We start from the raw sequence: 26900 nt of genomic DNA, 5'->3' as shown, positions 1-26900 counted from the left end.
TCTCTGCATACAGAATTTATGTGAAATTAGAGGCCGATATAGGAAAATATCCGTCTTCAGGAGCGTAAACAACGGGAGACTGCTAAAACTTACAGTATAAAAGGCACCAGCCAAAGTGAGCTGGTGCCTTTTAAGTTTGATGTTTGATGAAATGGCCTGCCGCCTGCGAATGCGGCCTGAGAATTGCAATTTTTCCTTCTGCTAGCCGCTGACTGCTAACTTTTCCCTACTTCAGTGTCAGGAGAAGCGCCATTTTAAAGTTGTCATCTGCCTGTACGGCGTGACGGGCCCCGGCGGCGAATTTGATGGTTTCTCCCTTATGGATTGTCAGAGGCGTACCTTCATAGGTGATGGTAGCTGTGCCGTCTAATGCAAATACCAGAGCTTCGCCCGGTGCGGCGTGTTCCGAAAGGCCCGTGCCAGCAGCCAGACTCATGACGACGAATTTTAATTTTGGATCGGAAATGATATCCATATTGATGATTTTTCCATCTTGGTAAGGAACGAGATTAGCGAGCTGAAATACGTTTCCTTCTTTGATTATGTCGTTCATAGTCGATTCCTCCTGTAATGTCAATTCACTATAAATAGTATCAATATCGGCCTTCATGCCAATGGGAATATGACGCGGTGTCAGAATGCTGTCGCCGGCCTGTAGTATCTGTAAGATGCCGTCTGGAGTGTATATGGTCAGCGTTCCAGCCACTACGTGCAGCCATTTGGGATAGGCATAGCTTTCGGCACTGATATCGGTGTGAGCGGCCATAGAAAAATAGGAAAAAGCATATCCGTTTTCCTGAAATTCCTGACTGGAAATGGTGCAGCCGGGAACAGGTGTGTTTTCCTGTGTGATAGAAAAGATTTTTCCTACCGGTTCTTTCATGGTATCACCTCATTAGTAAATTAATTCTGTACATAGTATACGTAATTTTTTATGATTTATCCGTTGTATTTCTAACGAAATTATATTTCTTGATCAATTATCTTACATGTCACTATCAGGCGGCCACTATGCCAGAAGTAAAACCAAAGATTAACGAGGCACAGGGGGAATGAGGTCCATGCAGCAATGCAAAAATGCTATGCCAAAGAGACGATGCTGATCAATGCCTATGCCCCGGAGGTATCTGTCTGCTGGAGACGCGGGAAGCTATGCGGGAGACGTACGTTTTCCATATAGGAAGTTCCATTCCGGTTATTCCCCATCTACGCCCTACACAAGCTGCTTATTTTTGCGTATAATATATCTGTTGTTTTGTAAAGATAAAGGAGGATTCTTTTGGAAGAAAATATACTGTTGGATATATGGACCATTGCCCAGGTCGTCCTCATCGATCTGGCATTGGGCGGCGATAATTCTATCGTCATTGGCATGGCCGCAAAAAATCTGCCTCATCATTTGCAGAAGAAGGCCATTCTGTACGGAACCGGCGGGGCTATTGTCCTGCGTTTCCTCATGGCTGCTGCCGTTGTCTGGCTGCTGCAGATTCCCTATCTCAAGACCGTCGGTGCTATCCTGCTGGTCCTTATTGGTATTAAGCTCATCGGAGCCGATGATGACGAAAATATTCACGTAGAAGCGAAGGATTCCCTATTTGCGGCCGTGCGCACTATCATTGCCGCCGACGCCCTCATGAGCCTCGACAACGTGCTGGGAATCGTCGGTGCCACCGGCGGACACCTGGGGCTTCTGGTGCTGGGCATGATGATTTCCGTTCCTATCATCATCTTTGGCAGCACTATCGTCATCAAAATCATGAACCGTTTTCCCATACTGGTCTATATTGGCGGGGCCATCCTCGGTTGGGCTGCCGGCGGGATGCTGGCAACGGATCCGTACTTTCCCTATGGAAAAGGAAATGAAACGGTGATTCAGGACATATTGGTTGCTGTTACTCTGGCCGGAGGATTCCTCTGGAAAAAACGGAACGACCGGAAACAGAAAGCCCGTAAGTAGGCCGGCCTTCTGGTTGCGATGGCTCTGGCAGAAGGCGTCAGCAAACCTAAAGACATGACTAAATAATGTAAATATTTTACTTGACTTTCGTTGTGAATGTGGTATTATATACAAGTCAGGTGACGGGGCGTAGCGCAGTTTGGTAGCGCGCTTGGTTCGGGACTAAGAGGTCGCAGGTTCGAATCCTGTCGCCCCGACCATATTTACACATTGGGTGTTGATCCCGACAGCACCGTGAAAACTTCATAGAGTGCAACAATGTGTAAGGCATGGAGAGGTGTCCGAGTGGCTGAAGGAGCATGATTGGAAATCATGTGTACGGCTACAGCTGTACCGAGGGTTCAAATCCCTCTCTCTCCGCCAAAGTAAAACATTAGCTCTATATGATACATGGTGATACATGGCGACATGATAAACCGCATCATATAGGGCTTTTTTAGTACTCGGAACGCATTTTTCATATCGTCATATACCGCTAAAATTCAATAGATATTCCCTATATTTTCCCTATTTGTATTTTTCCCTATGATTTTCCAAGAAAAAATAGGGAATCAAGGCCCGCGGATGCACTAACCATGCGTGTTCGCGGGCTTTTTTAATGTATCTTTTCCAGTGCCTCGACGGCTTCATCTTCCATGGATTCCGTGACATGTGTATAGACGGCCAGTGTCGTCGTCGGTTCATTGTGCCCTACTCGTTGCATAATAGCCTTGAGCGGTACGCCTGCCTCAGCCAGAAGGCTGATATGGGTATGACGGAAGATATGTGTAGATAAGTGCTTATTGCATTTTATCTTTCGCAGGGTTCTGTTGACGTAGGCCAGGTCGACGGGCCCGCCTTCGGTCGTGGTGAAGATATATGTTTCTCCCTCTTTATCGTGCCTCGTAGGTTCCCAAAGCCGGCGCCGCTTATTCCTGAGTTGGAAGTGCTCCAGTATTTCCCTGGCTCGTTTATCCAGTTTGACATGCCGGATAGAGTAAATGTTTTTCGGGTCGCCACGATAGGGACGGTCGCCTTTCTTGCGTGGCCATACCAGTGTAGCATTGACATAGATTTCTTTACCGTCATAGTCTTCATCGCGCAGAGCCGCCAGCTCACCAAATCGGAGCCCGGTCCGTGACTGAAATTCACAGATCAGAGCGACTGCTGGCGACTCGGCTCGGATTTGCGCCAGTACGTCATGCAGTTCCTGCTTCGATAAAAACTTTTCTCGTTCCTGTTCGACGGCCTGGACAGACTGCTTTACCTTCGGGACTGTGACCCGGCGGATGACGTCAGCAGACTCGACCTGCCGCAAACGTTCTGCCAGAAGGCACGACGATTTCAGCACCGTATAGACCTTTTTACCATAGGCGTAAGAAAATCGCTGTACCAGTTTATCCAATACATCCTGCAGGTACGCTGGCGTTACCCGGTCTGCTTTCGTATCAGCCGGGAAATAGTCATGCAGGCGCTTCCAGACCATCTCATAACCGAGCATGGTCGATTCCTTGACGAATCCCTGCCGGCTGTCGATATAGGCCTGAATGACGTCGAAAAAGAGCATATCCGTGCCCTGGTACTTCGTCTTTTCCTGTATCATCAGCTGCAGTCTTTCTGATGCGGCCTTTTTAGCCGTGTTTGATTTGGATGGCATCGTGACAGATACCTTTCTCCGTTTGCCGGTCAATGGATCCGTATACGTTTCACGGAAAGCATAGCCGGTCTTCGTCTTTTCCATCCACATAATAGGACCTCCTTCACTATAATTATTTATCTTATTATCCAGCCACGAAGAATTCTACATCGCGCAGATCAGGCGCGGATTGCTGTGCATGGAGCAGTTTTTCCAGTAAATCAGCCTGGATATCCCGACTGAAATCGTTACCGTGTATATGAGTCAGCTCATGGAGAACCGCTTCTTTCTGGAGTTCCAGGCTGATGTTTTTGTTGATGAGGATGGTATAACTGCCGTCCTCATTTTCGTGTGTTAGTGCCCTGACGTGATAGGGCAGCTTCTGATAGATAAGTATGATGTTCATTGTGTGTCCTAGTTTTCTTTGTTTTCTTTACGAAGCATCTATTTCCTTTTGGGATTGTATGCTAAAATAAATAAAAAAGGGAGGTGATTTATGTGATTAATCATATTGAAAACTATCTAAAATGGTTAAATGACAATATGACTCAAACTGAAATAAGTCCTAATGTTTGTGAAATCACTACCCCTTTCTTAGACCGCCATAACGATTATACGCAGATTTATGTCAAAGCCAGACAAGATGGCTTGTTTCAAATTAGTGATGGCGGATATACATTAGCTGATTTATCAATGTGTGGGATGGAGTTCAACACTGCAAAGAAGAAAGAACTGCTGCACCAAGCATTGAATCGATTGGGGATAAAGCTGGACGAAAAACATGAAATCCTTTATATAACTTGCTCGAAATCAGAATTGCCGGCTTTTCAACATCGTATGATACAAAGTATGTTAGATATTAATGATATGTTTTATTTGTCATCGCCTAATATTAAAAGTTTATTTTATGAAGAAGTGAAACAGTTCTTTGATTCTCATGAAATTTATTATTCTGAAGGTATGAATGTTATAGGTAAATCTGGATTTAGTTATTCATATAATTTTGTATTACAGCGTAATAGGGAACATCCTCAACGGTTTATCAAATTAATGAATTCAGCCAACCGGTCTAATGCAGAAAGAATTATTTTTTCTTGGGGAGATACAAAAGAAGCTCGGGGTAGCGATGAAAAACTAATTGTCCTCATTAATGATGATAAAAAAATCACTGATTCCGTAATCGCTGGTTTTAGGCAATATGATATTAATCCGCTTCTATGGTCTCAACGTCATGAAAATATTCAAATGTTTGCCTAACCGGATATATCTATAGGTACTTCAAACATAACTTGATTGGAAAAATTACATAGACTAGCAAAAGTATAAAATTTATTTACCAGATCTCCCTGAGTCAAAGCCGAAAAATCAAATCCAGGCCATATTCTACGTAACACCGGATCATTTAATTCGTAAGCCCATGAGTCACCGAAACCATGGCGGTACACATGTATGTGTGTACCGTCTATTTTTTTACCATCAGGATTTTGATGCGGCTTTGTATCGCTGTCAAATCGAATTATAGTTGTATTCGTAAAAACTCTTTGATGATATGTAATTCTATTTAGCTGACAATATTTCCGATTTATATCTATGAGATATTCGTATTGAGTTACTTGCCCAATTCCACTTAATTTTATTGCTTCATGCAAAGATGGAAATTCAGCGTGGTCATCAACAAAACGCTTTTCTTCATTAAGAATTGCTGTAATATCAATCGTCTCTTCATCCATACTTACGCCTCCTCCCTATTCTTTTTCTCGTGCCTTAAGTCCTTCGATGATCTTCAAAACGGTATCTATATCGTCCTTGCTGAGGTCTTTGGTAGCGTCGAAGAGGATGCGCTTATCGGGGTCGGTCCGCAGCTCTTCGGCCATTTGGGCGACTTCGGGGTCAGAGTAGTAGCCGCCGGATTCTTGGGAGGGGTCCGATGAGTTGCCGAGCAGGTAGTCGATAGAGACGCCAAAGAAAGCAGACATCTTCTTTAATACATCCGTGCTTGGCTCAGCACGGCCATTTTCATATTTTGATATAGCAGCTTTTTGTATATCCAATACCTTGCCTAATTCTTCTTGTGTCATATTTCTTTGCTTACGTAATTCTTTTACTCTGTTCATAAATCATTCACCAGCCTTTTGTAAAAGTATCCGAAAACGATTCTATATAAATTATATAGTTTCCGTTTGAGATACTCAATAATAGTTTCCAAACTGGAAATTTTATTTCAATAGTATCTTTACAAGATACGAAGTTAGTGATATACTTTATGTATCCCGAAAGGAAACATTAGAAAGGTGGTGATTTGATGTTTGAACGACTGAAGGCGTTGCGCAAAGAACAAGGTCTAACTTGTGAAGCAATGGCAGAAGCTTTGGGATTAGAAACTAAAAGCGCATACAGTAAAAAAGAAAACGGAAGCACAAAGTTTTCTCTTGATGACGCTAAAAAAGTATCTGCTATTCTAGGGAAGAGTATCGAGGATATTTTTTTTACCAATGAAGTATCTTTAGAAGATACTAAGAAAAGGTAAGAAAGGAGCAAGCGTATGAATAAGGATGAAATCAAGGAATTCAGAATGATGGCTCGGCACATTGTCAGTAAAGAGCTGACAGGTCACAACGTTCAAGGAGACATCATGTGTATCGAAGACTACCTCATGCAGCATGGTGCAAGAAGTGCGGACGAAGCGAGTATTGCATGGCGCGTTGAAGCAGCCCGGCAACAGAAGGCTCTGGAATTTGAATATGAAGCAGCGCATCACATGGCTGTAGCTGCATTTTTCGCTAATGGCTGCGACCATACGGCCCCTGATGTACAAACCGCTATCCGCAAAGCAGAAGCTGCCGGTAAGCTCATTGGTAAAGACCGGGACGATGTGGAACGTGATATCGCAGAAGAATGCGAAGCTCGCGAATAAGGAGGCGGATATCATGAAGGAAGTTGGTGAAGTTATCAGGTTAGAGCAGTTATACGCCAGCCCGAAACATTTGTCAGAATTGTTTGACATGGGCATGACAAGTACACGAGCTATCATCGATGAAATGCGTGCCAGTAAAAAGTGGAGAAACAGCGTCGTATCATACGACCGTATGATCCGCGTCAACATTGCCGATTTTGAAAAATTCTGGAAGACCAAAAGCTTTATTCAGTAAGGAGGGAAGAAACATGAAACAGGATTTACAGACGCCAGCACCATGGATTAATTCCCGGCACAATCCAGAACCAGAACCGGAACAGGTTCCAGACAATCAGGACGACTGGCTCATGGAGGACATAATGAGACTGGAAAGCCAGGCGGACACAGCGATATCTATCGCAATGTTCCTGGGCGGACTACTCGTGATGGTCCTCATGGTGGGATACATCATGTGGGTCAATAATTTGATTGTACATTAAAAAAAGCCGCTTACCTGTTGGCGCAGGCAAACGGCACATACAAAAACACTCAAATTTATTATACCAGATGGAGGTTATTATGTCAGTAAAAATCCGACAGTTAGAAATTGAAAACGTGAAACGTGTCAAGGCTGTTACGTTGACGCCGACGGAGAACGGGCTGACCGTCATCGGCGGCCGGAATGGCCAGGGAAAGACTTCCGTATTGGATGCCATTGCCTGGGCACTGGGTGGCAATAAGCTCAAGCCGTCGGAATCACAGCGCATCGGCAGTGCCGCTCCACCATCTATCCACATCGAACTTAGCAACGGTCTGGTAGTGGAACGCAAGGGCAAATCGTCGGCCCTTCATGTCATCGACCCGTCGGGACAGAAAGCCGGCCAGCAACTCTTAGACAGCTTCATTGAAAAACTGGCCCTAAACCTCCCAAAATTCATAGACGCCCGGAATGATGAAAAGGCGGAAACACTGTTACAGATTATCGGCGTTGGGGACCAGCTGGCCGTTTTAGACCGTCAGGAAAAATCGCTGTACAATCAGCGTCTGGAAGTCGGCCGGATTGCCGACCGTAAAAAGAAACATGCTGAAGAACTGGCATGGTATCCCGATGCGCCGGCAGAACCGGTCAGCGCATCCGAACTCATCCAGAGACAGCAGGCCATCCTGGCAAAGAATGGAGAAAACCAGCGTAAGCGGGAAAAAGAAGCCTATTACAACAAGGTACTGGCAGAAGCGCAGATTGCCTTTGACCGGGCAAAAGCGGCACTGAAGCAGGCCGAACAGGATTGTGTAACAGCAAGAAAGGCTGCCGAAAACCTGCAGGATGAAAGCACTGCCGAACTGGAACAGGACATTGCCAATATCGATGCCATCAATACCAAAGTCCGGGCTAATGCCGAAAAGAACCGGGTCCAGGCCGAAGCCGATGAGCTGGCCGGCCAGTACAACGACCTGACCCAGCAGATTGAATCCGTGAAAGAACAGCGGATGAAACTGCTGGATTCGGCAGACATGCCCCTGCCAGGACTGTCAGTACAGGATGGCGAGCTGACCTATAACGGGCAGAAATGGGACTGCATGAGTGGGGCAGAACAACTGCAGGTCGCTACGGCCATCGTACGCAAACTCAACCCGGACTGCGGTTTTGTTCTCATGGATAAACTGGAACAAATGGACCCGGAAACACTGGCCGACTTCGGCAGATGGCTGGAAGGGGAAGGCCTGCAGGTCATCGCTACCCGCGTCGGGACCGACGACACTTGCAGCATCATCATTGAAGACGGATACGTCAAGGCGGAACAGCCCAGGGTAGAAACGAAGGAAGAAGATCCGGAAACGGATGCACCGAAATGGACACCCGGCACGTTTTAGGGTTTTAGAAAGGAGTACATCATGAAGATCATCTCAGGAAAAATCATAAAGCCCCAGAAAGTCGTCATCTACGGACCGGAAGGCATCGGCAAGTCTACGTTTGCCGCGCAATTCCCCAAGCCCCTGTTCATCGACACAGAAGGCAGCACGTCACACCTTGAAGTAGACCGCCTGCCCAGGCCGACGTCCTGGCAGATGCTCAGGCAGTACATTAAAGACCTCAAAGGCGATACGATGGGCTACCGCACACTGGTCATCGATACAGCAGACTGGGCCGAACGACTCTGTGAAGAAGCTGTTTGCCAAAAATACAACAAGGAAGGGCTGGAAACGTTTGGGTATGGGAAAGGGTACACCTACGTCAAAGAAGAATTCGGCCGGATGCTCGACGGTCTTTCCGACCTGATTGATGCGGGGATGAACGTCGTTCTAACAGCGCACAGCATCATCCGGAAGTTCGAATTACCCGAAGAAACGGGCGCTTACGACCGCTATGAACTGAAACTTGGCAACAAAGCCGGCAACCAATGCGCTGCTCTGGCCAAGGAATGGGCCGACATGGTCCTCTTCGCCAACTACAAGGAAATCGTCATCACATCGAAAGACGGCAAGAAGAAAGTCAGCGGCGGTCAGCGTGTCATGCATACCCTGCACAATCCGTGCTGGGATGCCAAGAACCGGCACAACCTACCGGAAGAACTGCCTTTCGATTACGTCCAGATTGCTCAGTGCATTCCGTCGAAAGAAACAGCCAAGAAGACGATTCCCGCACCGGCAGAACCGCCTGCACCACCTGAACAGCCAAAAGAAGAACCGGTCCCTGTCTCTGATGACGGCATTCCGAAAGCACTGGCTGACCTGATGGCAGCCAACAACGTCACGGCGCAGGATATCCAGCAGGCCGTTGCTCACAAAGGCTATTTCCCGGCCGATATGCCGCTCAAAGACTACCCGAATGATTTCGTCATGGGATGTCTGGTAGGGGCATTCCCGCAGATGCTGAAGGTTATCCAGGATTTGAAGAAAGTACCATTTTAGGAGGTAATGACAATGACAGAAGAAAAAGTATTTAGTTGGGATGATGAGTTTACCGAAGTAGAGGATTCCTATCAGGTCGTACCTGCAGGAGATTATGATTTTACCATCGTTGATTTTGAACGCGCCCGGTTCGAGGGAAGTGATAAGATGCCGGCCTGCCCGCAGGCCAAAATCACGTATGAAGTCACGGCTCCTGATGGGACAAAAGGACGTGTCCGGCAGAATCTGTTCCTGCACTCTAAATCACAGTGGCAGTTGACTAATTTTGCCTGCGCCATTGGCCAGATGAAACGGGGTGACGGCCATTTCCGGATTGCCTGGAATCAGCTCATCGGGGCCACCGGCCGTATGCAGGTCAGTGTGCGTGAATATAATGGCAAGAATTACAACGACGTAAAAAAATTCTACGATAAGGAACCGGCGCAGAAAGAAAAGACATGGTCTAAAGGAGCATTTTAAATGAGCAGCTCTATCACGCTGCGTCCCTATCAGCAGGCGGCCGAACAGGCCGTTCTGCATGAATGGGACAGCGGCCATACAAAAACACTTCTGGTCTTGCCGACGGGATGCCATGCCATCGGAGAAAAAGTATTGTTAGCAGATGGAAGCATTAAAAAGGTGGAAGATATCCAGCTAAAAGATTGCCTATTGGGGAGCGATGGTACTCCCCGGCATATCCTTCAAGTCATCCGTGGAGAAGGGTATTTGTATAAAATTTGCCCGGTAAAAGGTAAGCCTTTCGTCGTAGATGAAAATCATATGCTGACGTTAAAACGAACCAAAGAATCGAATCGTCCTGTATATCCAAGTGAAAAACATGGTGGTGAAATTATTGATGTTTCTGTAAAAGAATGGCTTACCTGGAGCAAGTGGAAGAAACATATCCACAAACTAATTCGAGCAGATGCCATTACTTTCTATCATTCTCATCAAGCCGATTATCCTATTGATCCTTATTTCCTGGGAATATTATTAGGAGATGGCAGTTTGAATGGATCCTCTGTCAGTATCACAACAATGGATGCTGAAGTGGTAAATGTCATTCACCAACAAGCAGAATTATTGGATTTACGTATTCGTACAGAACCTGCCGGGAAAGCGATAACCTATATTTTTTCCAGTAAAAAAGCATATACCCATTCTGCCTTTATCCGTTCTTTAAAAGATTTAGGCTTGAGAGGGAAAACTTCTGCTACAAAACAAGTACCTGATGCATATAAAACGGGCCCCATGGCTGTGCGCCTTAACGTCATTGCTGGATTGTTAGATAGCGATGGCCACCTTACATGTAACGGCTATGATTTTATTTCTAAATCCGAACGCCTTTCTAATGATTTAGCCTTTATGTGCAGATCGGTTGGGCTTGCGGCCTATGTTACACCCTGTAAAAAGGGATGCAATAATTTTGTAGGAACATACTACCGGGTCAGTATTAGTGGGAACTGCGATAAAATCCCTATGAAAGTTCAGCGAAAAATGGCTACTCCACGAAAACAAAAGAAAAATGTTCTTGTTACCGGGTTCACTGTGGAACCCATTGGGACAGGCGCATACATTGGTTTTACTGTTGATGGAGACAACCGTTATTTATTAGATGATTTTACAATCACCCATAATTGCGGCAAAACTATCGTGTTCTCTAAAATAGCGGAAGACCGGGTCCGCGTCGGGGAACGCGTCCTGATCATGGCACACCGCGGGGAACTCCTCAAACAGGCCAGTGATAAAATCTACAAATCAACGGGCCTGAAATGCGCCGTAGAAAAAGCTGAACAGTCCTGCGCCGTTTCCTGGCTGCGCATCGTCGTTGGCAGTGTCCAGACGCTGACCAGAGAGAAACGGCTGAACCAGTTCGATGCTGATTATTTCAATACCATCATCATCGACGAAGCTCATCACAGCATCTCAGACAGCTACCAGCGCGTTTTACAGCACTTCCCTGATGCCAAGGTATTAGGCGTCACGGCGACGCCTGACAGAGCTGATATGCGCAATCTGGGAAGCTATTACGACAGCCTGGCTTATGAATACAGTCTGGTGCAGGCCATCAAAGACGGCTACCTTTGCAAAATCAGGGCCCAGACCATCCCGCTGCAGATTGATATTTCAAGTGTCGGCGTTTCTGCCGGCGATTACAAAGCAGGTGAACTGGGAAGCGCTCTGAATCCGTATCTCGACCAGATAGCCAATGAAATGAAGAACTATTGCAAAGGACGCAAGACCGTCGTCTTCCTGCCACTCGTCAAGACGAGCCAGAAGTTCTGCGATATCCTCAATGCCGCAGGATTTAAGGCCGCTGAAGTGAATGGTAACAGCGACGACCGGGCGCAGGTCCTCAAAGACTTCGATACTGGTAAATACGACGTTCTCTGCAATTCCATGCTCCTGACGGAAGGCTGGGACTGCCCGAGTGTGGACTGCATCATCGTCCTGCGGGCCACCAAGAGTCGGAGCCTGTACTGCCAGATGGTCGGACGTGGGACCCGGCTCTATCCGGGGAAAGACAACGTCCTATTGCTCGACTTCCTATGGAATACCGAACAGCACGAGCTGTGCCGTCCGGCGTGCCTCATCGCTGAGACGGAAGACGTCGCGAAGAAGATGACCGAAAAGCTCAACGACTCCGGTGAACCAGAAGATCTGGAAGAGCTGGCCAAAGAAGCCGCTGATGATGTCGTCGCCGACCGGGAACGGGCACTGGCGGATAAACTGGCAGCCATGAAGAAACGCAAGCGCAAACTCGTCGACCCGTTACAATTCGAGATGTCCATCCAGGCCGAAGACCTGTCTGGCTATGTACCGTCTTTTGGATGGGAAATGATGCCGCCAACGGAAAAGCAGCTCCATGCTCTGGAGAAGTTCGGTATCTTCCCGGATGAAATCGAGAACGCCGGTAAAGCGAAACTGCTGCTGGATCGGCTCATTAAACGGAAAGAACTAGGCCTGGCGACAGCTCGGCAAATCAGACTACTCGAAGCCCGCGGCTTCCAGCACGTCGGGACCTGGACCTTTGAAGCGGCATCACGTCTCATCGGGCGCATCGCGGCAGCCGGCTGGCGGATGCCGAAGGGCATCATCCCGTCACAGTATCAGCCGGAATAAGGAGTGATGTTATATGGAAAACATAAACCTGATACCGCTCCTCGACTACATCGACCCGGCTTTCTGCCCCTATCAGGAATGGATCAACGTCGGTATGGCACTCAAGCTTGAAGGTTACAGTGTCAGCGACTGGGATGCCTGGAGCCTGCGGGATGCCGGACGCTATCATGCCGGTGAATGTGAAACGAAATGGAAGACCTTCGATGACTCCGGCAGCAACCTGGTAACAGGTGCCACCATCGTCGATATGGCAAAGCACAATGGCTGGACAGCGTCTACGGGGCCCGATATCGCGTTTGGCTGGGATGACGTCATCCAGGAAAAAGACGAACAGGTCATCATCGACCAGAACTGGATAGAAGGCAAGGAACTGGTATCACCGGGGGACAACTGGAAGCCGGAAAAAGACCTCATCAAATACCTGTCGACGCTCTTCGACAGCACGGACTACGTCGGCTATGTCACCTCGTCCTGGGAGAAAGATGGCAAGTTCCTGCCGAACAAGGGGAACTTTAAGCGGACGGCAGGCGAGCTCATCGAAGAGCTGACGGTCTGCGACGGTGACATCGGCGCGGTCCTCGGCGACTACAAACCGGAAGTCGGCGCGTGGATCCGATTCAATCCGCTCGACGGGAAAGGTGTCCGCAACGAGAATGTCACGGATTTCCGCTATGCTCTGGTAGAATCGGATTCTATGGAACTGGAAAAACAGAACGAAATTATCCGCAAACTGGAACTTCCTGTAGCCTGCCTGGTGTATAGCGGTGGTAAGAGTATCCACGCCATCGTACATATTGACGCCGGCAATTATGACGAGTACCGTAAGCGCGTCGATTACCTCTATGCCATCTGCAGGAAGAACGGCCTCGACATCGACCAGCAGAACCGCAACCCGTCGAGGCTGTCCCGGATGCCGGGCGTCCTGCGCAACGGCCGGAAGCAGTATCTCATCGATACGAATATCGGCAAGAGCAGTTTCAGCGAATGGCGTGAATGGATAGAAGCCGTGAACGACGACCTGCCGGACCAGGAAAACCTGAAAGACGTCTGGAACGACCTGCCGCCGCTGTCACCGTCCCTCATCGAAGGCGTACTACGTAAAGGCCATAAGATGATGCTGGCAGGACCCAGTAAAGCAGGAAAATCCTTTGCGCTCATCGAAATGGCGATTGCCATCGCAGAAGGGCGCAAATGGCTGAACTGGTACTGCTCCCAGGGGCGCGTCCTCTACGTCAACTTGGAACTGGACCGGCCGAGCTGTCTGCATCGTTTCAAGGATGTCTACACGGCTCTTGGCTGGCCGGCGAACAACATCGGCAATATCGATATCTGGGAACTGCGCGGCAAGTCCATTCCGATGGACAAACTGGCACCGAAGCTCATCCGCCGGGCCGCTAAGAAGAATTACACGGCTATCATCATCGACCCGATTTATAAGATTATCACGGGCGATGAAAACAGTGCCGACCAGATGGCTCATTTCTGCAACCAGTTCGACAAGGTCTGCACCGAGCTGAACTGTGCTGTCATCTACTGCCACCATCACAGCAAAGGCGCCCAGGGCGCCAAGCGGTCCATGGACCGGGCCAGCGGCTCCGGAGTCTTCGCCCGTGATGCGGACGCGCTCCTTGATATGATTCAGCTCGAGACAGACCAGGTCGGCCTTCCGGGCACGGCCTGGCGCATCGAAGGCACGCTCCGTGAGTTCAAGCCGTTCAAGCCGCTCAACGTCTGGTTCGAGTACCCGATACATAAACTCGACGAAACAGGGGAACTGGAAAAGCTTACACCTGACTGCGACAAAGTGCCCTGGCAGAAAGGTCAGGAAACACAGCGGAAACGAAAAGAAGCGAAAAAAGCACAGCTTGAAAGTGCCTATAATGCCTGCCTCATTAATGGAACGGTCACAGTAAGCGATATGGCTGAGTACATGGATACTTCAGAAAGAAGCGTTAGAAGATATTTAAAAGATGATGATACCTTTGAGTTTGCAAATGGAATTGTAACAAAAAAGCAAGGCGGCATCCGTACAGACGCCGAAATTGTCCGTAATGAATAAGAGTGCATAGGCATACGGACAACTGTACAAATGCCGTTATATTTATACGGACAAAATGGACGGCATCCGTTATATATATATAGATGCCGTGTCCGTATATTGTCCGTGGGGTCCCTGGACAACAAATAGGGGAACAAGGGGGCTGAAAGTGCCCCTTGTCCCTATTCCTATTTGTCGTCCTGAACCGGGACCATGCGGCGACGAAAGGAGTAGAGAAAATGATGAATCAAGAAATTGAATATTTAGATTCGGCTGGCTATCGTATTTTGCCGTATGGCTTCGATGTCAAAAAGGCCGAACGGATTATGGATAACTTTCTATGTTACCATCGTCGGCTTCATACGACCTTTGCAGAAGTTGCCTCGTTCCTGATTCTGCGTGGGACCGGTTATGATGGCGGAACGTCATCACACTATTTATGTTTCTTGTTGGGAGTCGATGGCACAGAAATGTGCACCTACAAAAACTGGCAGTCCAGAAAAAAGGAGTAGTGACTCATGCATTTCTTCATTCCCTTACAGAAAATCCCGTCAGCAACGCACCAGATGAAGCAGATTACCGTCCGCAGTGGTAAACCCTGTGTCTACGAACCGCCGGCAGTGAAAAACGTCCGGGCACTCTTCCTTTCGCAGTGTTCGCGATTCGTTCCGGAATCTCCGCTGACGGGGCCTGTTGCTCTAACGACTCAGTGGTTATATCCGGCGAATCCCAGGCATCCGGAATTTACCTGGAAGGACACGAAACCAGATACCGACAATCTGGTGAAGATGCTCAAAGATGTCCTGACGACATTGCACTTCTGGCACGATGACGCGCAGGTCGCCTCGGAATGTATCCAGAAGTTCTATTCCGGCATCTCCGGTATTTATGTGCAGATCGACCAGGCACCGAAGTTAGGAGGAAGTTATGGACCGAAAAGAAATGATTTCCCGGGCCCGTGACGCGTTCCGGGAAGTATTAGTGGCTATGGAAAAGTCGAATGCTCAGCTCCTGCAGCGGGACCCTGATATCAAAGGACTGGTCGTGACACTGGTCCGGCATGTGGAAGATGCCAGGAAGCCGGAAAACTGGCCGATTGAAGAGTATACGGATGATTTCGCTGTCTATCATCCATCAGATACGAAGCAATGGCAGGAGCTGTTCATGATAGCGGCCTTCTATTCGAAGGATATGGCAGATGTGCTCTGCTTCATGCGTAATTCCGGCTGTGAGCTCATCAGGGATGATACCTATGGATATGTCATCCGGCCTATCATTGGCGGCCATGGATTCCACAATGAGCAGGAATATGACGACGTGAAACGACCGCTGAACCAGTTCGCCGATGCGCTCCTGCCAATGCTGAAGCGCTTGCGGAAAAACTATCCGGACGAACTGGTCCAGTCTACATTATCTGAAAGTGAGGTTTGACAATGAAAAACATACAGTACGTGACGACGAACCGATGCCAGCAGGTCGAGGACCTGAAGCAGGAAGTACGGAAAGTAAAAACGATGTGCAATGACCATGACGATGATCTGATAGAAGCTGGCGAGATGATAGAGAAGATCCTGCTGAATCAGGAAGAAAATGCCCAGAAGTTCAAGACGCTGCCGCGGGATATCTGGGGATTACGGATTGCCTGCCTGGCTATCCTGCTGCTGACTATTTATTTGTATGTGTTCGTCCGTTAGGAGGTACGGATATGGGTTATGCTGCCAGAATGAAGAAAGCTAATAAATTCAAGGCTCAGAAGTTCCCGCATCTTAGTGGCGGGATGGAACCGCAAATCTATCAGGAACTGCATGGAAATGTATCGCCCCGCTATGAACTGGAACAGGCATTATTGAACAAATATCTGACGGAAATGAAGGACCAGATTACTACTCAGGCTCTCGACTATATGATTGTCATCGTCATGAATGCTCTGCACGATGAGTTCGGTTTCGGTGTCAAACGCTGCCAGGCGGCGTTCGAACGCATCGAACGGATTACGTCTTGTGTGAATGTCACCGTTTCCTGGGACGAATTGACACGGTTCATGGCCTGCGACTTCAATGAAAAGGAATATGCGAAACGATACGGACCGCGGTCTAAGTACGACGCAAAGGACATGGATAGAAAAATGAGCCGCATCATTCGTATCATGACAACGGATGACTTATATGAGAAGTTAGAGAAAATGGCCGAAAAACGTCATTTGAGCGTTAATCAGATGGCCATTAAGATTCTTGCTAAGGCAGTTGAATTGGAAGCGTCACAGGGCGAATCAGGAGGCAAAAATGAAAACATGCGTCATCTGCAAGAAGCCGGTCAATGAATATAGAGAAGGGGCTGTTGTTATCTGCCAGGACTGCATTGACCAGTTCAGGAAATATCTGCTCAGCGGTGAGCACGTCTGCTGTATCTGTGGCAAGAAATTACCGGATACAGGTCATTTCCGGCATACCTGCTGTAAGGAACATAGCCGGTTATATCATATCCTCTGGAATAGAGACCGCCACAAAACGCATCCGCGTGTATACCGACGGTTCAGCCTTACGAAATACCGTGAGCAGGTAAACGAACGACAGCGCAATCTAGACGATACAGCAGCCAGGGCACGGGCTAACGGTATCAGTTATGGAAAACAGAAAGCCATCGATATGGGTAGATATGGAGGGACTACTTAGAATGAAAACGATTGAAATGAAAACAGATGAAACTAGCAGTATGATACACCATCTAAGGCACTATAACTGGAAAGGTATCGAGTGCGACCAGATAATCAAATGGATGGCAGCCGGTCTCAAAGGTGAAAAAGCGTTCTATATGGGCAGTATCATGAAATATCTCTATCGCTATCCATACAAAGGAAACCCGAAGGAAGACCTGATGAAAGCCGAAGAATATATCCGGCTCCTGCGTGAATCGTATGAAAGCGATACCAAAGGAGACGACAAATGACAGCACGAGATTATCTGAACCGCATCCGCCGGCAGAACCAGATTGTCAAGCAGACGGAAAAGGAAATGACGGAGGTCCGCTCCGATATCCTGTCCCTGCGGGCGTCCAGTCTGTCGGAAAAAGTATCTGGTACCAAGGAATCGGACCTGGCTGATAAATACATCCGTCTGGAGCAATATTTCGATAAAGTCAATACGGAATGGGATAAGCTCATCGATATGCGGACGGAAGCCAAGGCGATGATCCGCGCGCTTCCCGATGAGAACCAACAGGCCGTCCTATATGCCCGGTATATCAACTGTGACAGGTGGGAAACGATTGCCTTCGATATGCATTATAGCTGGAAACATATTTTCCGGCTCCATGGCAGGGCCCTGCAGTCATTTGAATCGATTCATCATGGAAGCCTGTCCGAAATGAGGACATAGAATGACACTACCGAAGTGCGTATAATGGTAGTGTGAGATGTTGGGGGAAACGGAAACGTCTACACAATCAGGATGCATGAAAAACACCTCCTTAAAACCGCCGCGTGCCAGCAGTACACGCGGCATCATGTCGGCGGACCTGGGAGCCCCTCAGGCCGCTGGCACCAAACATCATAGGAGTGTAGCTCAACTGGTAGAGCGATGGTCTCCAAAACCATATGTTGAAGGTTCAAGTCCTTTCGCTCCTGCCATAAAACGAATATGCTTATAAAGGAACTTAGCCAATCTGTCTTACAGTTGCGTAGGACGGAGCGGCGGGTTCCTTTTTTCATGCAGAAATTCACTCTAAAGGCTGGTGGTGAACGTGTAAATGTTAACGGAAAAGCAAAAACGATTTGTTGATTATTTCGTTGAATTGGGTGATATGGTCAATGCAGCAAGAAAGGCCGGATATTCGAATGCTTCCGCGTTGGATGCGCCGAACTGGTTAAACCCCAATAAACCCCAATATAAGCCGTATTTAAAGGACGCCATAGGGAAACGCCTGCAAGAGCTGAAAAACGAGCGCACAGCGTCTCTCAGCGAAGTTTTGGAGTTTATGACGAGTACGATGCGCGGCGAAGTGAAGGAAGATGTCGTCGTGACAGAAGGAACAGGCGACGGCTGCAGTGAAGCGCGGGTCATCCAAAAGCAGGTCTCGGCACGGGACCGCCTGGAAGCGGCGAAGGCACTGGAGAAGCGACTCGGCCGGTTCGTCGACCTGGAAAAGGAAGAACAGCAGCTTAAGAACGAAAAGCTTCGGGCGGAAGTCGCAGATCTGAAAGCTGACAGCGATGAGGAGGGTATCGACTTTGAATTTTCAAGAGCCCCGAAAGAAACGGAAAGTTAATATAGCCGACCTCATTGCTCCGTCGTTCGATGATGTCTTTTTCGATGCCGAAGAGCACCGGCATACGTTCTATATGCTGGCAGGAGGCCGTGGCAGTACGAAGTCGTCGTTCATCGGCATCCGGGTACCGCTCTTGTTGATGGAGCATCCGCAATGCCATGCTGTTATCCTGCGGAAAGTTGGCAATACGATAAAAAACAGTGTCCTGTCCCAGATTGTCTGGGGCCTGGAACAGCTCGGTGTACTGGACCGGTTCCGCGTCAAGATGTCGCCGCCTGAAATCACATACAAGAAGACGGGCCAGAAAATCCTGTTCTTCGGTCTCGACGACCCGGCGAAGGTAAAATCTATCAAGTTGCCGTTCGGGTACATCGGTATGGTGTGGTTCGAAGAACTCGACCAATTTTCAGGCATGGAGGAAATCCGTAACGTCCTGCAGTCGCTCCTGCGTGGCGGCTCGACGTACTGGGTATTCGGTACGTATAATCCGCCGAAATCACGGAATAACTGGGTGAATGAAGAGATTCTCGTCGATGATCCAGACAGGCTGGTCCATCATTCGACATACCTGACAGTCCCGGAGAATTGGCTCGGACCTCAGTTTTTGGCAGAGGCTGAAAAACTAAAAGCACGCAATGAGATTGCGTACCGTCACGAGTATCTCGGCGAAGTAACCGGGACCGGAGGCGCGGTCTTTGAGAACGTGGAAGATTTGCAGATGAATGATGCTCTCGTCGGAAATTTCGACCGGCTATATTTTGGTCTGGACTTCGGCTTTGCTGTCGACCCGCTGGCATTTGTAGCCATGTATTACGACTCGAAGCGTGAAGATCTGTATATTTTCGACGAGCTGTATCAGCAGAAGATGACGAATAATCAGGCGGCTAAACGGATTGCATCCCGCATCAGGGGCGGGCGTATCCTGGCAGATTCTGCTGAGCCTAAGAGCATTGCTGAAATGGCAGAACTGGGAATCCGTATTTCAGGTGCACGAAAAGGGCCGGACAGCATCGATTTCGGTATGAAATGGCTGCAGAACCGGGCTCATATCTATATCGACAAGCGGAGATGTCCGAATACATACCGGGAATTCGTGACGTATGAATACGAACGGAACAAAGACGGGCAGTTCGTCAGTGCCTATCCGGATGCCAATAACCACAGTATCGATGCTGTGAGATACGGGCTGTCAGAAATTATGACGCGTGACAAGATAGTTACGAAACGAATCAACTTCTAGGAGGTACAACATGGCGAACTATCAATTACTTCGGGATGCCTATTATGGGACCGGCGGCTTTGCTTCCGGTGCGTATCTGAATAAACACAAACGGGAATCGACAGAAGATTATCAGTTCCGGCAGAAGAATGCCTATTACCTGAATTATTTTGCTCCTATCGTCAATGCGCTGGTCGACCCGATTTTCAAGCGGCAGCCACTGCGTGACTACTCGGGCCCCGCAGCGGGCGCTATCAAAAAATTCTCGGAAGATGTCGATACGGCTGGGACCGATATACACACGTTCATGAAGCGGGCGGCACTCATGGGTAAAGTCAATTCCGCGGCGTATATTGTGGTAGATAACGTCAGAGAAAATCCGACGCGCACCGTAGCTGAAATGCTCCAACAGCGAGCGCTTCCCTTCGCGTACGTTCTGGACCCGCAGACGCTGGAAGAGTATGGCATTGATAATACGGGCTCTCTTCTCTACGTCCGTTTTCGTGAAATAGCCAGCATCAAAGATGGGACGGTCCAGTATCGCTATACCTATTACGACCGTAACAGATGGGAAATCTGGGGCGATGATATGATGCGGGTATCTGGTGAGCATGGTCTGGGTAAAGTTCCTGTCGTGCCGCTGTTTCCTCGGATACTGGAACAGCGGACCATGAAACCGGCACCAGAACTGGAACCGATTGCTATGACAGCTAAAGCGCTGTACAACCATTGTTCATGGCTCGGCGAAATTTTGCGTAACCAAACGTTCCCGCTTTTGACGATACCGTCGCTCGATGTGAATGACATTGTAGTCGGGACGAACAATGCACTGGGATATAGTCCGGATAGCAGCCATTCGCCGGCATTCATCGCACCGCCGTCTGATCCGGCTAGTATCCTGCAGACGCAGATTGCTACGCTCATACAGGAAATGTATCGTATGGCTAATCTATCATTCGTTATCAATACGTCACGGGATACCAACAGCGGCATTGCAAGGCAGTGGGAATTCGAGCGGACCAATCAGCAGCTGGCAAATTATGCTATGCAGTGTGCCAAAGCGGAAGAAGCTGTCATGGACCTGGTTGCCCGGTGGCTGAATAGTGATATTACGTATACGGTATCGTATCCGGACGACTTCGGCGTCGTCGATGTTGCAGATCAGCTGGCTCAGGCGCAGGCGGTCTTAGATATGGACCTGGCACCAGGCATGAAAGAAGAAGTGCTCAAGAAAGTCTTGGCTGCGTACTGCCCGGACCTTCCGGATGAACGGTTCGACGAATTGGTCGTTGAACAGCAGCGCCAGCAGGCTGATGTATTGAATCGGGAACCTGCCCCTAATGGTGGTGATTAATCATGGCAAGCCCTATACAGGCTATCCTGACAGCATTTTCCATGGCATACCGGGAGAAGAGCCAGAAGGTCGTGGCGCTGGTCACATCGTATCTGGCAGACGGATATTCTGTATCGGATGCCGTTGATAAGGCCATGCAGGTGGCGGCCGTTTATTCGTTCCTGACCAATGCGGTCGAAGATGCCATTCGAAAGGCCGCAGCAGTTGGTGCTGATGTACAATCTATCCCGCTTCTTCCAGAATTAAAAGAAGCATGGGCCCCATCAGGCATGAAGCTTTCAGAGAAATTGCACGGGGCTGAAAAAGAAATGCGGCAGTCTATCGTATCGACCATTAAAGCACAGCAGAAACTGGGGACGCACGCTCTGCAGACTGCCAGGGCACTGTATGACGGATATCGTGCCGGTCACGTCGTCCGTCAGCAGCAGCTTCCTCAGTATCTCGACGTCATCGCAAGCTTTGCCAGAAAATCAGATCTGACGAAAGCGGACCAGCAGGCACTGCAGCGGCTCGTGCGGAAAGCAAAGCGACAAGTCGACAGGATAGGAGCGAATGGAGCCCCGGATAAATCGCTTCAAACGGCCTATAGACAGCTTCTAAACGCTGTAGACGAGAACAATGCCAAGGCCATAGAAAACGCCGTCAGAACGGCCGTAGAAGAGAAAAGCAGGTATGTGGCGGAACGTATCGCACGAACGGAAGCGGCCCGGGCATGGGCGGATGGTTTTCATAACAAATATGATGGCGATACAGAAGTCGCCGCATATCGCTGGCAGTTATCCAGCCGACATCCTCATTATGATATCTGCGATATGTATGCCCATGCGAATTTATGGGGACTGGGACCAGGAATCTTCCCAAAAGATAAAACACCGACATTGCCGGTCCATCCTCACTGCCTTTGCCATCTATCTCTTGTTTACGTAACAGAACTAGATGGAAAACAGGCAAAAGACAATATCAAGGCTGGCGGCGATAGGTATTTAAAGCAGCAATCACACCTGAAACGGTGTCAGCTGATGGGCATTGAAGGCGCGTATGCTTGGGAGAAGAAAAATGCTGATTGGCGTCAATATATGCGCAATTGGCTTGATGGTTTTGCATTAAGTAGAGATATCCCGTATAATAAAGCTACAGGGATTGGTGAATGGAAAAAAGATGACAAAGGAAAATTAATTCCAACTATTACTATTCCTTTGGAAAAGCGGTTTTCAGTCCCTAAAAATTCGACACCTAACGCCGTGATAGAATATGGGAGCCATAATAAAAGAAAAGAAAGACAACGAAATATGGCTTTATATGATAACCATGGTTTTTTAACTAAGCAGTTTCACGGCGGACCACACGGAAATTTAAAGAAACATCCTTATGGAAAATTTGGAGAACATGTTCACGATTTCCCTATTGACGAGAATGGGGAAATTAATTTTGAAAGAAAGACTACTCGAGAATTTACGAAAGAAGAAAGGAGGCTTTTTGATGACGATTAAGGAATTCCAATCATTACTGTGGGATGATTTCGTTTGTGATTTACCTAACATTAAATTTGCAGTGTATCCGGGCCTTGAAAAGGAGAACTGTATTTCTGCCACAACAGATATAAATGGTGATACAGATTTGCCATTACAAAATTTTAAGGATTTTAATGATCTTTTATCCAATTTCTTTGTTAATGGAAAGCCTCTTAGAGAAATTATCCCATTAATTGATATTTCAGCGCTTACTTGACGTAGGCGCTTTTTTGTTACACAAATTTATATCTTGTCTTTTCGCCGCATGACGCGGACCGCAGACGTAAAAGAACGGGTCTTTTTTTATACCCGGGAGGTACAAAAATGGCTTACACATTAGACCAGATTTATGAAGCATTGGGAAAAATCGAGAACGGCGGCACGATGGTAGCGGACCTGCAGGACGTAATCCGAGGCACTCGTGAAGAAGCGGCTAAGAACCGCATTGAAAAGAACAAGGTCCTTGACGCACTCAATCTTCGCAACGGAGGCGACCCAGACGCGAACCTCAATAACATCGTAGCAACTCTGACAGCCCTGCAGGCGGCAGGCGGCGACCCGTCGAAACTTGGCACGCAGGTCGATGCCCTGCAGAAGCAGGTCAAGGAACTGACAGACAAATATACGGCCAGCGAAAAATTAGCGGCTGAAGAAAAGGCTAAACGCATCCAGTCCGCTATGAAGTCGCAGATTACGGCAGCTCTTACGGATGGTAAAGCAGTCAAGCCGGATGTATTCGCACAGGTCCTTTTAGGCAATGTCAGCGCAAAAGATGATGGCAGTCTGGTCTATAAAGACGGTGACAAAGAACTTTCCGTTGCTGATGGTGTAAAGGGGTGGCTGGAAGCGAATCCCTGGGCTGTCAAGAACGATAGCCATCCTGGCAGCGGCATGAGTGGTGGTGGCTCTCATGAAGGCGCTTATTCCATGAATGAATTGAAAAACATGTCCCGTGATGAAATCAATACACACTGGGGCGAGATTAGTAAAGAAGGAGTGAAACAATAATGGCAATTACAACATTTATTCCTACCATTTGGGAAGCCAGATTACTGGCTCACCTCGATAAGAACTTAGTTTATGGTCATCTGTGCAATCGCGATTATGAAGGCGATATCAGCCAGGCCGGCGATACGGTAACCATCAACCAGATTGGTGATATCTCCATCCGTGATTATGTGAAATCTTCGGACATCACACTGGATGATGTAGATGGCACACCGACGCAGTTAAAGATTGACCAGCAGAAATACTTTGCATTCAAAGTAGATGACGTCGATGCCGCCCAGGCTAATGTCAATCTGGTGGATGGCGCCATGCAGCGCGCTTCGTACGCTGTCCGTGATACGGTAGACCAGTTCATCGCTGGCTTCTATTCTAAAGCCGGTGTTACGACAGGCCTTGGGAGTGACACGACTCCGCTGGCGCTGACGACAGCAACACAGGCGTATGAAGCACTGGTCGACCTGAAAGGCGCTCTCGATGATAACAACGTCCGTGCTGATGGTCGTTTCGTCGTCGTTCCGTCCTGGTTCTATGGCCTGATGCTGAAAGACCCGCGGTTCGTTTCCGCTGGCACTGCTAAAACGGATACTGTTCTGGCAAACGGGCTGATTGGTTCGGCTGCAGGCTTCCAGATCTATCAGTCCAACAACGTACCGAATACAAAAGGCGCGAAATATAAAATCATGGCAGGCACGACGGAAGCTATTTCCTTTGCGTCCCAGATTACCAAAACGGAAGCATTCCGCCCGGAAAAATCGTTCTGCGATGCTATCAAAGGCTTGTTCGTCTATGGTGCCCAGGTTGTTCAGCCGAAAGCACTGGCCTGCATGACAGCTAACCCGACGGCAGGAGCATAGGCTGATGGAAATCCGGATTGAAGTCAAGGGGCTTGATGAAGCAATAAGCCGGCTGGATAAAGTTTCAGCCGGTACACAGCTCCGCCTGAAGGATGCCATGCGTACGGCTGTCCGGGATATACAGGAACAGGCACGTAAGGAACACCAGTTCACGACCCGTACAGAGGAAGCGGAACGAAGTATCGAAGGCACGACGTCATTCCAGAAGGATTCATACAGCGGCACTGTTGGAACGACGCGGCTGATTACGATTTACCTGCACCAGGGCACGAAACGGCATCTGATCAGGCCGAAGCAGAAGCTGGCCTTGCGCTGGACTGCCGGCGGACAATTTGTATTTGCAAAGCGCGTGCGTCATCCTGGGACGAAGAAAGACCCGTTTATTTTCAAGGCCGCGGCTCATGAGAAACGGAAAGTATTATCCCGGTTCGAACGAGCTGTGCGTCAGGCAATAGGGGAGGCATACTGATGGAATTCATTGAACTGGCTGATATTGCAGATACCATCCTAAATTGTAGAGACTGCGATGTTTCCTATGCTAATGATTACCTCTACCGGCTTGCCACTTCGTTCGGGCTGACGGATGCAGAGATACAGACTCCGGTACGGACTGCGGTCAAACAGCTGGGCTGTGTCGTTGCCTGCCGGGAATGCGCAGCGGCCTGCGTCGGTACAGATCCGACAGTCATGGTAGATGGGAACCGGGCCGATGATGTGTATTACCAGAAATGGAAGATGTATGCACAGATGGCCAAAGACATCGAAAGCCGTCTCACGTACTCTGATTTTGCTGTATCCGGTACAGACAGCAGCGGGAAAGGGGGCGTCGGGGTAATCCGCTTATCCCGTGCATGATGAACCGATTCCGACAGATTGCAAATGAAATCACGGCCATTCTGGAAGACGAATTTCCAGATATGACATGGAAATCAGCTGTACTCGGTCCGGCGTATCCCAAGACACTGACCGGGTATGTCTGCTGTGATACGATTACCTTCGACCCATTTACCAAAAGCAAAAAACAGGCATCTGCTACCTTCACGATTGAAGTCATCTGCCCCAATCCGAAGGAAAAGGCAGACAATACGCAGTATATCGAAGACCTGGCTATGGAAATCAATGACGTTCTGACGGAAAACAAGACTATTGATGGTTGGGCCGATGACAGCCGTGTTGAAAAGATTGTATTCGCAACCCCGGCAGGGCGGCCTGAAATCGGGATTGCGATTTTTACATTTACCGTCGAATACGAAGAATAGGAGTGATACGATATGGCAACTACTCGTAAATATGCAACACCGACGTCTTCTACATCTGTAGCGACTGTCGGCAAAGATTATCTGATTTACCTGAATACCGGCGAAACGGAAGCAACTCCGACCTGGACGCTTCTGGGCGGTCAGAGAAGCGGCGACCTCAGCCGTAAAGCTGATTCTATCGATACCAGCAATAAAACGTCTGGTGGCTGGAAATCCACACTTGCCGGTCTGCGTGAATGGAGCATCGACCTTGAATCTGTGGTCATCCTCAATGATGCAGGCGCGCTCTTCCTCGAAGATGCATTCAACGATGGCCAGCTCGTCGAAGTCAAATTCGAATATCCTGATAAGAAATATCGTACTGGCTGGGCATCGATTACAGACCTCAGCCTGTCTACGAAATACGATGATGCCGCGACCATTAAAGGCACGTTGTCCGGTAACGGCCCGCTGTCTGCATTAACGTCTCCGACCACACCGTGATAGATAATAGAGGTGTTTGCGAATGAAAAAGGTCCCTTTTGAAATGTTTGGCGAAGGCCAGTATATGTATTTCAATATTGCCCGTCTGATGCAGCTCGAACAGGTCTGTGGCTGTGGTATCAGCAGCATTATCAGCAAACAGGAACTCAATCTGGGCGTATTGACGAAAATCTTCATGATTGGCCTTGCGCATCACAAAAAGCACAATGAGCTCTGGTATGCACAGCGGATGCAGGAAATGCTCGAAAAGGGCGCCAGCCTGGAAGATGATTTCTACGTACCTGCTGTAAAAGCATTGGCGGGCAGCGGAATCATGGGAAAGGCGGCGTATTATGCAGCATTCCCGGAAGAACTCACAGAAAAAGCAAAACAGGACGTAGCTGACGAAAAAAAAGACTAGAGACGGAGGGGGCAGACGAGAAGCCGCCCCCGTC

36 protein-coding genes and 3 tRNA genes are annotated in these 26900 nt (G+C 48.5%); 34 read left to right on the top strand and 5 right to left on the bottom strand.

What is annotated here, in order from left to right; all coding sequences use genetic code 11:
• Window positions 1-226: 226 nt before the first annotated feature.
• Window positions 227-883 carry a cupin domain-containing protein gene (locus ACGTIC_RS11895; RefSeq protein ID WP_113855521.1) on the bottom strand — a complete coding sequence of 219 codons (657 nt, stop codon included), beginning with the start codon at window positions 881-883 and terminating at the stop codon, window positions 227-229.
• A gap of 396 nt (window positions 884-1279) precedes the next feature.
• Here ACGTIC_RS11895 and ACGTIC_RS11890 point away from each other — a divergent pair, with 396 nt between their 5' ends.
• From ACGTIC_RS11890 to ACGTIC_RS11880, 3 genes are all read left to right on the top strand, one after another.
• Window positions 1280-1957: a TerC family protein gene (locus ACGTIC_RS11890; RefSeq protein WP_113855522.1), complete on the top strand. Its 678-nt coding sequence runs from the start codon at window positions 1280-1282 to the stop codon at window positions 1955-1957.
• A gap of 123 nt (window positions 1958-2080) precedes the next feature.
• Window positions 2081-2157, top strand: a tRNA-Pro gene (locus ACGTIC_RS11885).
• Between the two features lie 71 nt (window positions 2158-2228).
• Window positions 2229-2320, top strand: a tRNA-Ser gene (locus tag ACGTIC_RS11880).
• 232 nt (window positions 2321-2552) lie between these two features.
• On the opposite strand, the gene ACGTIC_RS11875 is transcribed toward ACGTIC_RS11880, so the two are convergent.
• Both ACGTIC_RS11875 and ACGTIC_RS11870 read right to left on the bottom strand, forming a co-directional pair.
• Complete coding sequence (locus ACGTIC_RS11875) at window positions 2553-3683, bottom strand: site-specific integrase (RefSeq protein ID WP_113855523.1); 1131 nt, start codon at window positions 3681-3683, stop codon at window positions 2553-2555.
• Window positions 3684-3717: 34 nt separating this feature from the next.
• Complete coding sequence (locus ACGTIC_RS11870) at window positions 3718-3978, bottom strand: hypothetical protein (RefSeq protein ID WP_113855524.1); 261 nt, start codon at window positions 3976-3978, stop codon at window positions 3718-3720.
• A gap of 92 nt (window positions 3979-4070) precedes the next feature.
• Between ACGTIC_RS11870 and ACGTIC_RS11865 the strand changes: the two genes are divergently transcribed.
• A complete protein-coding gene (locus ACGTIC_RS11865; RefSeq protein WP_113855525.1) occupies window positions 4071-4829 on the top strand; it encodes a DUF1829 domain-containing protein in 759 nt (252 codons plus the stop codon).
• Here ACGTIC_RS11865 and ACGTIC_RS11860 read toward each other — a convergent pair.
• Both ACGTIC_RS11860 and ACGTIC_RS11855 read right to left on the bottom strand, forming a co-directional pair.
• A complete protein-coding gene (locus ACGTIC_RS11860) occupies window positions 4826-5302 on the bottom strand; it encodes a DUF6978 family protein (protein WP_113855526.1) in 477 nt (158 codons plus the stop codon). The two genes, ACGTIC_RS11865 and ACGTIC_RS11860, sit on opposite strands and share 4 nt — an antisense overlap.
• Before the next feature lie 15 nt (window positions 5303-5317).
• Window positions 5318-5686 carry a helix-turn-helix domain-containing protein gene (locus ACGTIC_RS11855; RefSeq protein ID WP_113855527.1) on the bottom strand — a complete coding sequence of 123 codons (369 nt, stop codon included), beginning with the start codon at window positions 5684-5686 and terminating at the stop codon, window positions 5318-5320.
• 188 nt (window positions 5687-5874) lie between these two features.
• Here ACGTIC_RS11855 and ACGTIC_RS11850 point away from each other — a divergent pair, with 188 nt between their 5' ends.
• The 30 genes from ACGTIC_RS11850 to ACGTIC_RS11705 all read left to right on the top strand — a co-directional run bounded on the left by ACGTIC_RS11850 (window position 5875) and on the right by ACGTIC_RS11705 (window position 26866).
• Window positions 5875-6099 carry a helix-turn-helix transcriptional regulator gene (locus tag ACGTIC_RS11850; protein WP_113855528.1) on the top strand — a complete coding sequence of 75 codons (225 nt, stop codon included), beginning with the start codon at window positions 5875-5877 and terminating at the stop codon, window positions 6097-6099.
• Between the two features lie 15 nt (window positions 6100-6114).
• Window positions 6115-6486: a hypothetical protein gene (locus ACGTIC_RS11845; RefSeq protein WP_113855529.1), complete on the top strand. Its 372-nt coding sequence runs from the start codon at window positions 6115-6117 to the stop codon at window positions 6484-6486.
• Window positions 6487-6499: 13 nt separating this feature from the next.
• Complete coding sequence (locus ACGTIC_RS11840) at window positions 6500-6721, top strand: hypothetical protein (protein WP_113855530.1); 222 nt, start codon at window positions 6500-6502, stop codon at window positions 6719-6721.
• 13 nt (window positions 6722-6734) lie between these two features.
• Window positions 6735-6965, top strand: a complete 231-nt coding sequence (locus ACGTIC_RS11835; RefSeq protein ID WP_113855531.1) for a hypothetical protein — start codon at window positions 6735-6737, stop codon at window positions 6963-6965.
• A 79-nt stretch (window positions 6966-7044) separates the two neighbouring features.
• A complete protein-coding gene (locus tag ACGTIC_RS11830) occupies window positions 7045-8337 on the top strand; it encodes an AAA family ATPase (protein ID WP_113855532.1) in 1293 nt (430 codons plus the stop codon).
• 21 nt (window positions 8338-8358) lie between these two features.
• Window positions 8359-9375 carry an ATP-binding protein gene (locus ACGTIC_RS11825; protein WP_113855533.1) on the top strand — a complete coding sequence of 339 codons (1017 nt, stop codon included), beginning with the start codon at window positions 8359-8361 and terminating at the stop codon, window positions 9373-9375.
• 12 nt (window positions 9376-9387) lie between these two features.
• Complete coding sequence (locus ACGTIC_RS11820) at window positions 9388-9834, top strand: DUF669 domain-containing protein (RefSeq protein WP_162816221.1); 447 nt, start codon at window positions 9388-9390, stop codon at window positions 9832-9834.
• A complete protein-coding gene (locus ACGTIC_RS11815) occupies window positions 9835-12477 on the top strand; it encodes a DEAD/DEAH box helicase family protein (RefSeq protein WP_257536646.1) in 2643 nt (880 codons plus the stop codon).
• 13 nt (window positions 12478-12490) lie between these two features.
• Window positions 12491-14536: an AAA family ATPase gene (locus tag ACGTIC_RS11810; protein WP_113855535.1), complete on the top strand. Its 2046-nt coding sequence runs from the start codon at window positions 12491-12493 to the stop codon at window positions 14534-14536.
• 218 nt (window positions 14537-14754) lie between these two features.
• Window positions 14755-15027, top strand: a complete 273-nt coding sequence (locus tag ACGTIC_RS11805; RefSeq protein ID WP_113855536.1) for a hypothetical protein — start codon at window positions 14755-14757, stop codon at window positions 15025-15027.
• Window positions 15028-15033: 6 nt separating this feature from the next.
• Window positions 15034-15477, top strand: coding sequence for a RusA family crossover junction endodeoxyribonuclease (locus tag ACGTIC_RS11800; protein WP_113855537.1), 444 nt, complete (start codon window positions 15034-15036; stop codon window positions 15475-15477).
• A complete protein-coding gene (locus ACGTIC_RS11795) occupies window positions 15443-15946 on the top strand; it encodes a hypothetical protein (RefSeq protein ID WP_162816222.1) in 504 nt (167 codons plus the stop codon). Before ACGTIC_RS11800 ends, ACGTIC_RS11795 begins: the two co-directional genes overlap by 35 nt.
• Before the next feature lie 2 nt (window positions 15947-15948).
• Window positions 15949-16209 carry a hypothetical protein gene (locus tag ACGTIC_RS11790; RefSeq protein ID WP_113855539.1) on the top strand — a complete coding sequence of 87 codons (261 nt, stop codon included), beginning with the start codon at window positions 15949-15951 and terminating at the stop codon, window positions 16207-16209.
• Window positions 16210-16220: 11 nt separating this feature from the next.
• The gene (locus ACGTIC_RS11785; protein ID WP_113855540.1) at window positions 16221-16835 is read left to right on the top strand and encodes a hypothetical protein; all 615 of its coding nucleotides are present in this window, start codon (window positions 16221-16223) and stop codon (window positions 16833-16835) included.
• Window positions 16798-17187 (top strand): hypothetical protein, encoded by a 390-nt coding sequence (locus ACGTIC_RS11780; RefSeq protein ID WP_113855541.1) that lies wholly within the window; start codon window positions 16798-16800, stop codon window positions 17185-17187. Before ACGTIC_RS11785 ends, ACGTIC_RS11780 begins: the two co-directional genes overlap by 38 nt.
• 1 nt (window position 17188) lies before the next feature.
• Window positions 17189-17461, top strand: a complete 273-nt coding sequence (locus ACGTIC_RS11775; protein WP_162816223.1) for a DUF3310 domain-containing protein — start codon at window positions 17189-17191, stop codon at window positions 17459-17461.
• The gene (locus ACGTIC_RS11770) at window positions 17458-17889 is read left to right on the top strand and encodes a DUF1492 domain-containing protein (RefSeq protein ID WP_113855543.1); all 432 of its coding nucleotides are present in this window, start codon (window positions 17458-17460) and stop codon (window positions 17887-17889) included. The genes ACGTIC_RS11775 and ACGTIC_RS11770 overlap by 4 nt, the downstream gene beginning before the upstream one ends.
• A 175-nt stretch (window positions 17890-18064) precedes the next feature.
• A tRNA-Trp gene (locus ACGTIC_RS11765) sits at window positions 18065-18140 on the top strand.
• 119 nt (window positions 18141-18259) lie between these two features.
• Window positions 18260-18778 carry a terminase small subunit gene (locus ACGTIC_RS11760; protein ID WP_113855544.1) on the top strand — a complete coding sequence of 173 codons (519 nt, stop codon included), beginning with the start codon at window positions 18260-18262 and terminating at the stop codon, window positions 18776-18778.
• On the top strand, window positions 18741-20018 hold the full coding sequence (locus tag ACGTIC_RS11755; RefSeq protein WP_257536647.1) for a PBSX family phage terminase large subunit: 1278 nt from the start codon (window positions 18741-18743) through the stop codon (window positions 20016-20018). Before ACGTIC_RS11760 ends, ACGTIC_RS11755 begins: the two co-directional genes overlap by 38 nt.
• A 10-nt stretch (window positions 20019-20028) precedes the next feature.
• On the top strand, window positions 20029-21351 hold the full coding sequence (locus tag ACGTIC_RS11750; RefSeq protein WP_113855546.1) for a hypothetical protein: 1323 nt from the start codon (window positions 20029-20031) through the stop codon (window positions 21349-21351).
• A gap of 2 nt (window positions 21352-21353) precedes the next feature.
• Window positions 21354-22841 carry a hypothetical protein gene (locus ACGTIC_RS11745; RefSeq protein ID WP_257536648.1) on the top strand — a complete coding sequence of 496 codons (1488 nt, stop codon included), beginning with the start codon at window positions 21354-21356 and terminating at the stop codon, window positions 22839-22841.
• Window positions 22831-23079, top strand: a complete 249-nt coding sequence (locus ACGTIC_RS11740) for a hypothetical protein (protein ID WP_113855547.1) — start codon at window positions 22831-22833, stop codon at window positions 23077-23079. Before ACGTIC_RS11745 ends, ACGTIC_RS11740 begins: the two co-directional genes overlap by 11 nt.
• Before the next feature lie 107 nt (window positions 23080-23186).
• Window positions 23187-23870, top strand: coding sequence for a hypothetical protein (locus tag ACGTIC_RS11735; protein ID WP_113855548.1), 684 nt, complete (start codon window positions 23187-23189; stop codon window positions 23868-23870).
• A complete protein-coding gene (locus tag ACGTIC_RS11730; RefSeq protein ID WP_113855549.1) occupies window positions 23870-24724 on the top strand; it encodes a phage capsid protein in 855 nt (284 codons plus the stop codon). The genes ACGTIC_RS11735 and ACGTIC_RS11730 overlap by 1 nt, the downstream gene beginning before the upstream one ends.
• A 4-nt stretch (window positions 24725-24728) precedes the next feature.
• Window positions 24729-25193 carry an HK97-gp10 family putative phage morphogenesis protein gene (locus tag ACGTIC_RS11725; RefSeq protein WP_113855550.1) on the top strand — a complete coding sequence of 155 codons (465 nt, stop codon included), beginning with the start codon at window positions 24729-24731 and terminating at the stop codon, window positions 25191-25193.
• Complete coding sequence (locus ACGTIC_RS11720) at window positions 25193-25579, top strand: hypothetical protein (protein ID WP_113855551.1); 387 nt, start codon at window positions 25193-25195, stop codon at window positions 25577-25579. Before ACGTIC_RS11725 ends, ACGTIC_RS11720 begins: the two co-directional genes overlap by 1 nt.
• Window positions 25576-25983: a hypothetical protein gene (locus ACGTIC_RS11715; protein ID WP_113855552.1), complete on the top strand. Its 408-nt coding sequence runs from the start codon at window positions 25576-25578 to the stop codon at window positions 25981-25983. The genes ACGTIC_RS11720 and ACGTIC_RS11715 overlap by 4 nt, the downstream gene beginning before the upstream one ends.
• Before the next feature lie 12 nt (window positions 25984-25995).
• Window positions 25996-26466, top strand: a complete 471-nt coding sequence (locus ACGTIC_RS11710; protein ID WP_113855553.1) for a phage tail tube protein — start codon at window positions 25996-25998, stop codon at window positions 26464-26466.
• Window positions 26467-26488: 22 nt separating this feature from the next.
• Window positions 26489-26866, top strand: a complete 378-nt coding sequence (locus tag ACGTIC_RS11705) for a hypothetical protein (RefSeq protein WP_113855554.1) — start codon at window positions 26489-26491, stop codon at window positions 26864-26866.
• Window positions 26867-26900: the final 34 nt, after the last annotated feature.

Origin of the sequence: Megasphaera hexanoica (assembly GCF_043520715.1) — a bacterium.
Taxonomy (GTDB): domain Bacteria; phylum Bacillota; class Negativicutes; order Veillonellales; family Megasphaeraceae; genus Megasphaera; species Megasphaera hexanoica.
Note: the sequence above shows the minus strand (reverse complement) of the source record. Positions and strands in the feature narration are given on the sequence as shown.

Coding starts and splice junctions, on each gene's coding strand:
- ACGTIC_RS11895 (WP_113855521.1), bottom strand. CDS start 883: ATGAAAGAACCGGTAGGAAAAATCTTTTCTATCACACAGGAAAACACA.
- ACGTIC_RS11875 (WP_113855523.1), bottom strand. CDS start 3,683: ATGTGGATGGAAAAGACGAAGACCGGCTATGCTTTCCGTGAAACGTAT.
- ACGTIC_RS11870 (WP_113855524.1), bottom strand. CDS start 3,978: ATGAACATCATACTTATCTATCAGAAGCTGCCCTATCACGTCAGGGCA.
- ACGTIC_RS11860 (WP_113855526.1), bottom strand. CDS start 5,302: ATGGATGAAGAGACGATTGATATTACAGCAATTCTTAATGAAGAAAAG.
- ACGTIC_RS11855 (WP_113855527.1), bottom strand. CDS start 5,686: ATGAACAGAGTAAAAGAATTACGTAAGCAAAGAAATATGACACAAGAA.
- ACGTIC_RS11850 (WP_113855528.1), top strand. CDS start 5,875: ATGTTTGAACGACTGAAGGCGTTGCGCAAAGAACAAGGTCTAACTTGT.
- ACGTIC_RS11845 (WP_113855529.1), top strand. CDS start 6,115: ATGAATAAGGATGAAATCAAGGAATTCAGAATGATGGCTCGGCACATT.
- ACGTIC_RS11840 (WP_113855530.1), top strand. CDS start 6,500: ATGAAGGAAGTTGGTGAAGTTATCAGGTTAGAGCAGTTATACGCCAGC.
- ACGTIC_RS11835 (WP_113855531.1), top strand. CDS start 6,735: ATGAAACAGGATTTACAGACGCCAGCACCATGGATTAATTCCCGGCAC.
- ACGTIC_RS11830 (WP_113855532.1), top strand. CDS start 7,045: ATGTCAGTAAAAATCCGACAGTTAGAAATTGAAAACGTGAAACGTGTC.
- ACGTIC_RS11825 (WP_113855533.1), top strand. CDS start 8,359: ATGAAGATCATCTCAGGAAAAATCATAAAGCCCCAGAAAGTCGTCATC.
- ACGTIC_RS11820 (WP_162816221.1), top strand. CDS start 9,388: ATGACAGAAGAAAAAGTATTTAGTTGGGATGATGAGTTTACCGAAGTA.
- ACGTIC_RS11815 (WP_257536646.1), top strand. CDS start 9,835: ATGAGCAGCTCTATCACGCTGCGTCCCTATCAGCAGGCGGCCGAACAG.
- ACGTIC_RS11810 (WP_113855535.1), top strand. CDS start 12,491: ATGGAAAACATAAACCTGATACCGCTCCTCGACTACATCGACCCGGCT.
- ACGTIC_RS11805 (WP_113855536.1), top strand. CDS start 14,755: ATGATGAATCAAGAAATTGAATATTTAGATTCGGCTGGCTATCGTATT.
- ACGTIC_RS11800 (WP_113855537.1), top strand. CDS start 15,034: ATGCATTTCTTCATTCCCTTACAGAAAATCCCGTCAGCAACGCACCAG.
- ACGTIC_RS11795 (WP_162816222.1), top strand. CDS start 15,443: ATGGACCGAAAAGAAATGATTTCCCGGGCCCGTGACGCGTTCCGGGAA.
- ACGTIC_RS11790 (WP_113855539.1), top strand. CDS start 15,949: ATGAAAAACATACAGTACGTGACGACGAACCGATGCCAGCAGGTCGAG.
- ACGTIC_RS11785 (WP_113855540.1), top strand. CDS start 16,221: ATGGGTTATGCTGCCAGAATGAAGAAAGCTAATAAATTCAAGGCTCAG.
- ACGTIC_RS11780 (WP_113855541.1), top strand. CDS start 16,798: ATGAAAACATGCGTCATCTGCAAGAAGCCGGTCAATGAATATAGAGAA.
- ACGTIC_RS11775 (WP_162816223.1), top strand. CDS start 17,189: ATGAAAACGATTGAAATGAAAACAGATGAAACTAGCAGTATGATACAC.
- ACGTIC_RS11770 (WP_113855543.1), top strand. CDS start 17,458: ATGACAGCACGAGATTATCTGAACCGCATCCGCCGGCAGAACCAGATT.
- ACGTIC_RS11760 (WP_113855544.1), top strand. CDS start 18,260: ATGTTAACGGAAAAGCAAAAACGATTTGTTGATTATTTCGTTGAATTG.
- ACGTIC_RS11750 (WP_113855546.1), top strand. CDS start 20,029: ATGGCGAACTATCAATTACTTCGGGATGCCTATTATGGGACCGGCGGC.
- ACGTIC_RS11745 (WP_257536648.1), top strand. CDS start 21,354: ATGGCAAGCCCTATACAGGCTATCCTGACAGCATTTTCCATGGCATAC.
- ACGTIC_RS11740 (WP_113855547.1), top strand. CDS start 22,831: ATGACGATTAAGGAATTCCAATCATTACTGTGGGATGATTTCGTTTGT.
- ACGTIC_RS11735 (WP_113855548.1), top strand. CDS start 23,187: ATGGCTTACACATTAGACCAGATTTATGAAGCATTGGGAAAAATCGAG.
- ACGTIC_RS11730 (WP_113855549.1), top strand. CDS start 23,870: ATGGCAATTACAACATTTATTCCTACCATTTGGGAAGCCAGATTACTG.
- ACGTIC_RS11725 (WP_113855550.1), top strand. CDS start 24,729: ATGGAAATCCGGATTGAAGTCAAGGGGCTTGATGAAGCAATAAGCCGG.
- ACGTIC_RS11720 (WP_113855551.1), top strand. CDS start 25,193: ATGGAATTCATTGAACTGGCTGATATTGCAGATACCATCCTAAATTGT.
- ACGTIC_RS11715 (WP_113855552.1), top strand. CDS start 25,576: ATGATGAACCGATTCCGACAGATTGCAAATGAAATCACGGCCATTCTG.
- ACGTIC_RS11710 (WP_113855553.1), top strand. CDS start 25,996: ATGGCAACTACTCGTAAATATGCAACACCGACGTCTTCTACATCTGTA.
- ACGTIC_RS11705 (WP_113855554.1), top strand. CDS start 26,489: ATGAAAAAGGTCCCTTTTGAAATGTTTGGCGAAGGCCAGTATATGTAT.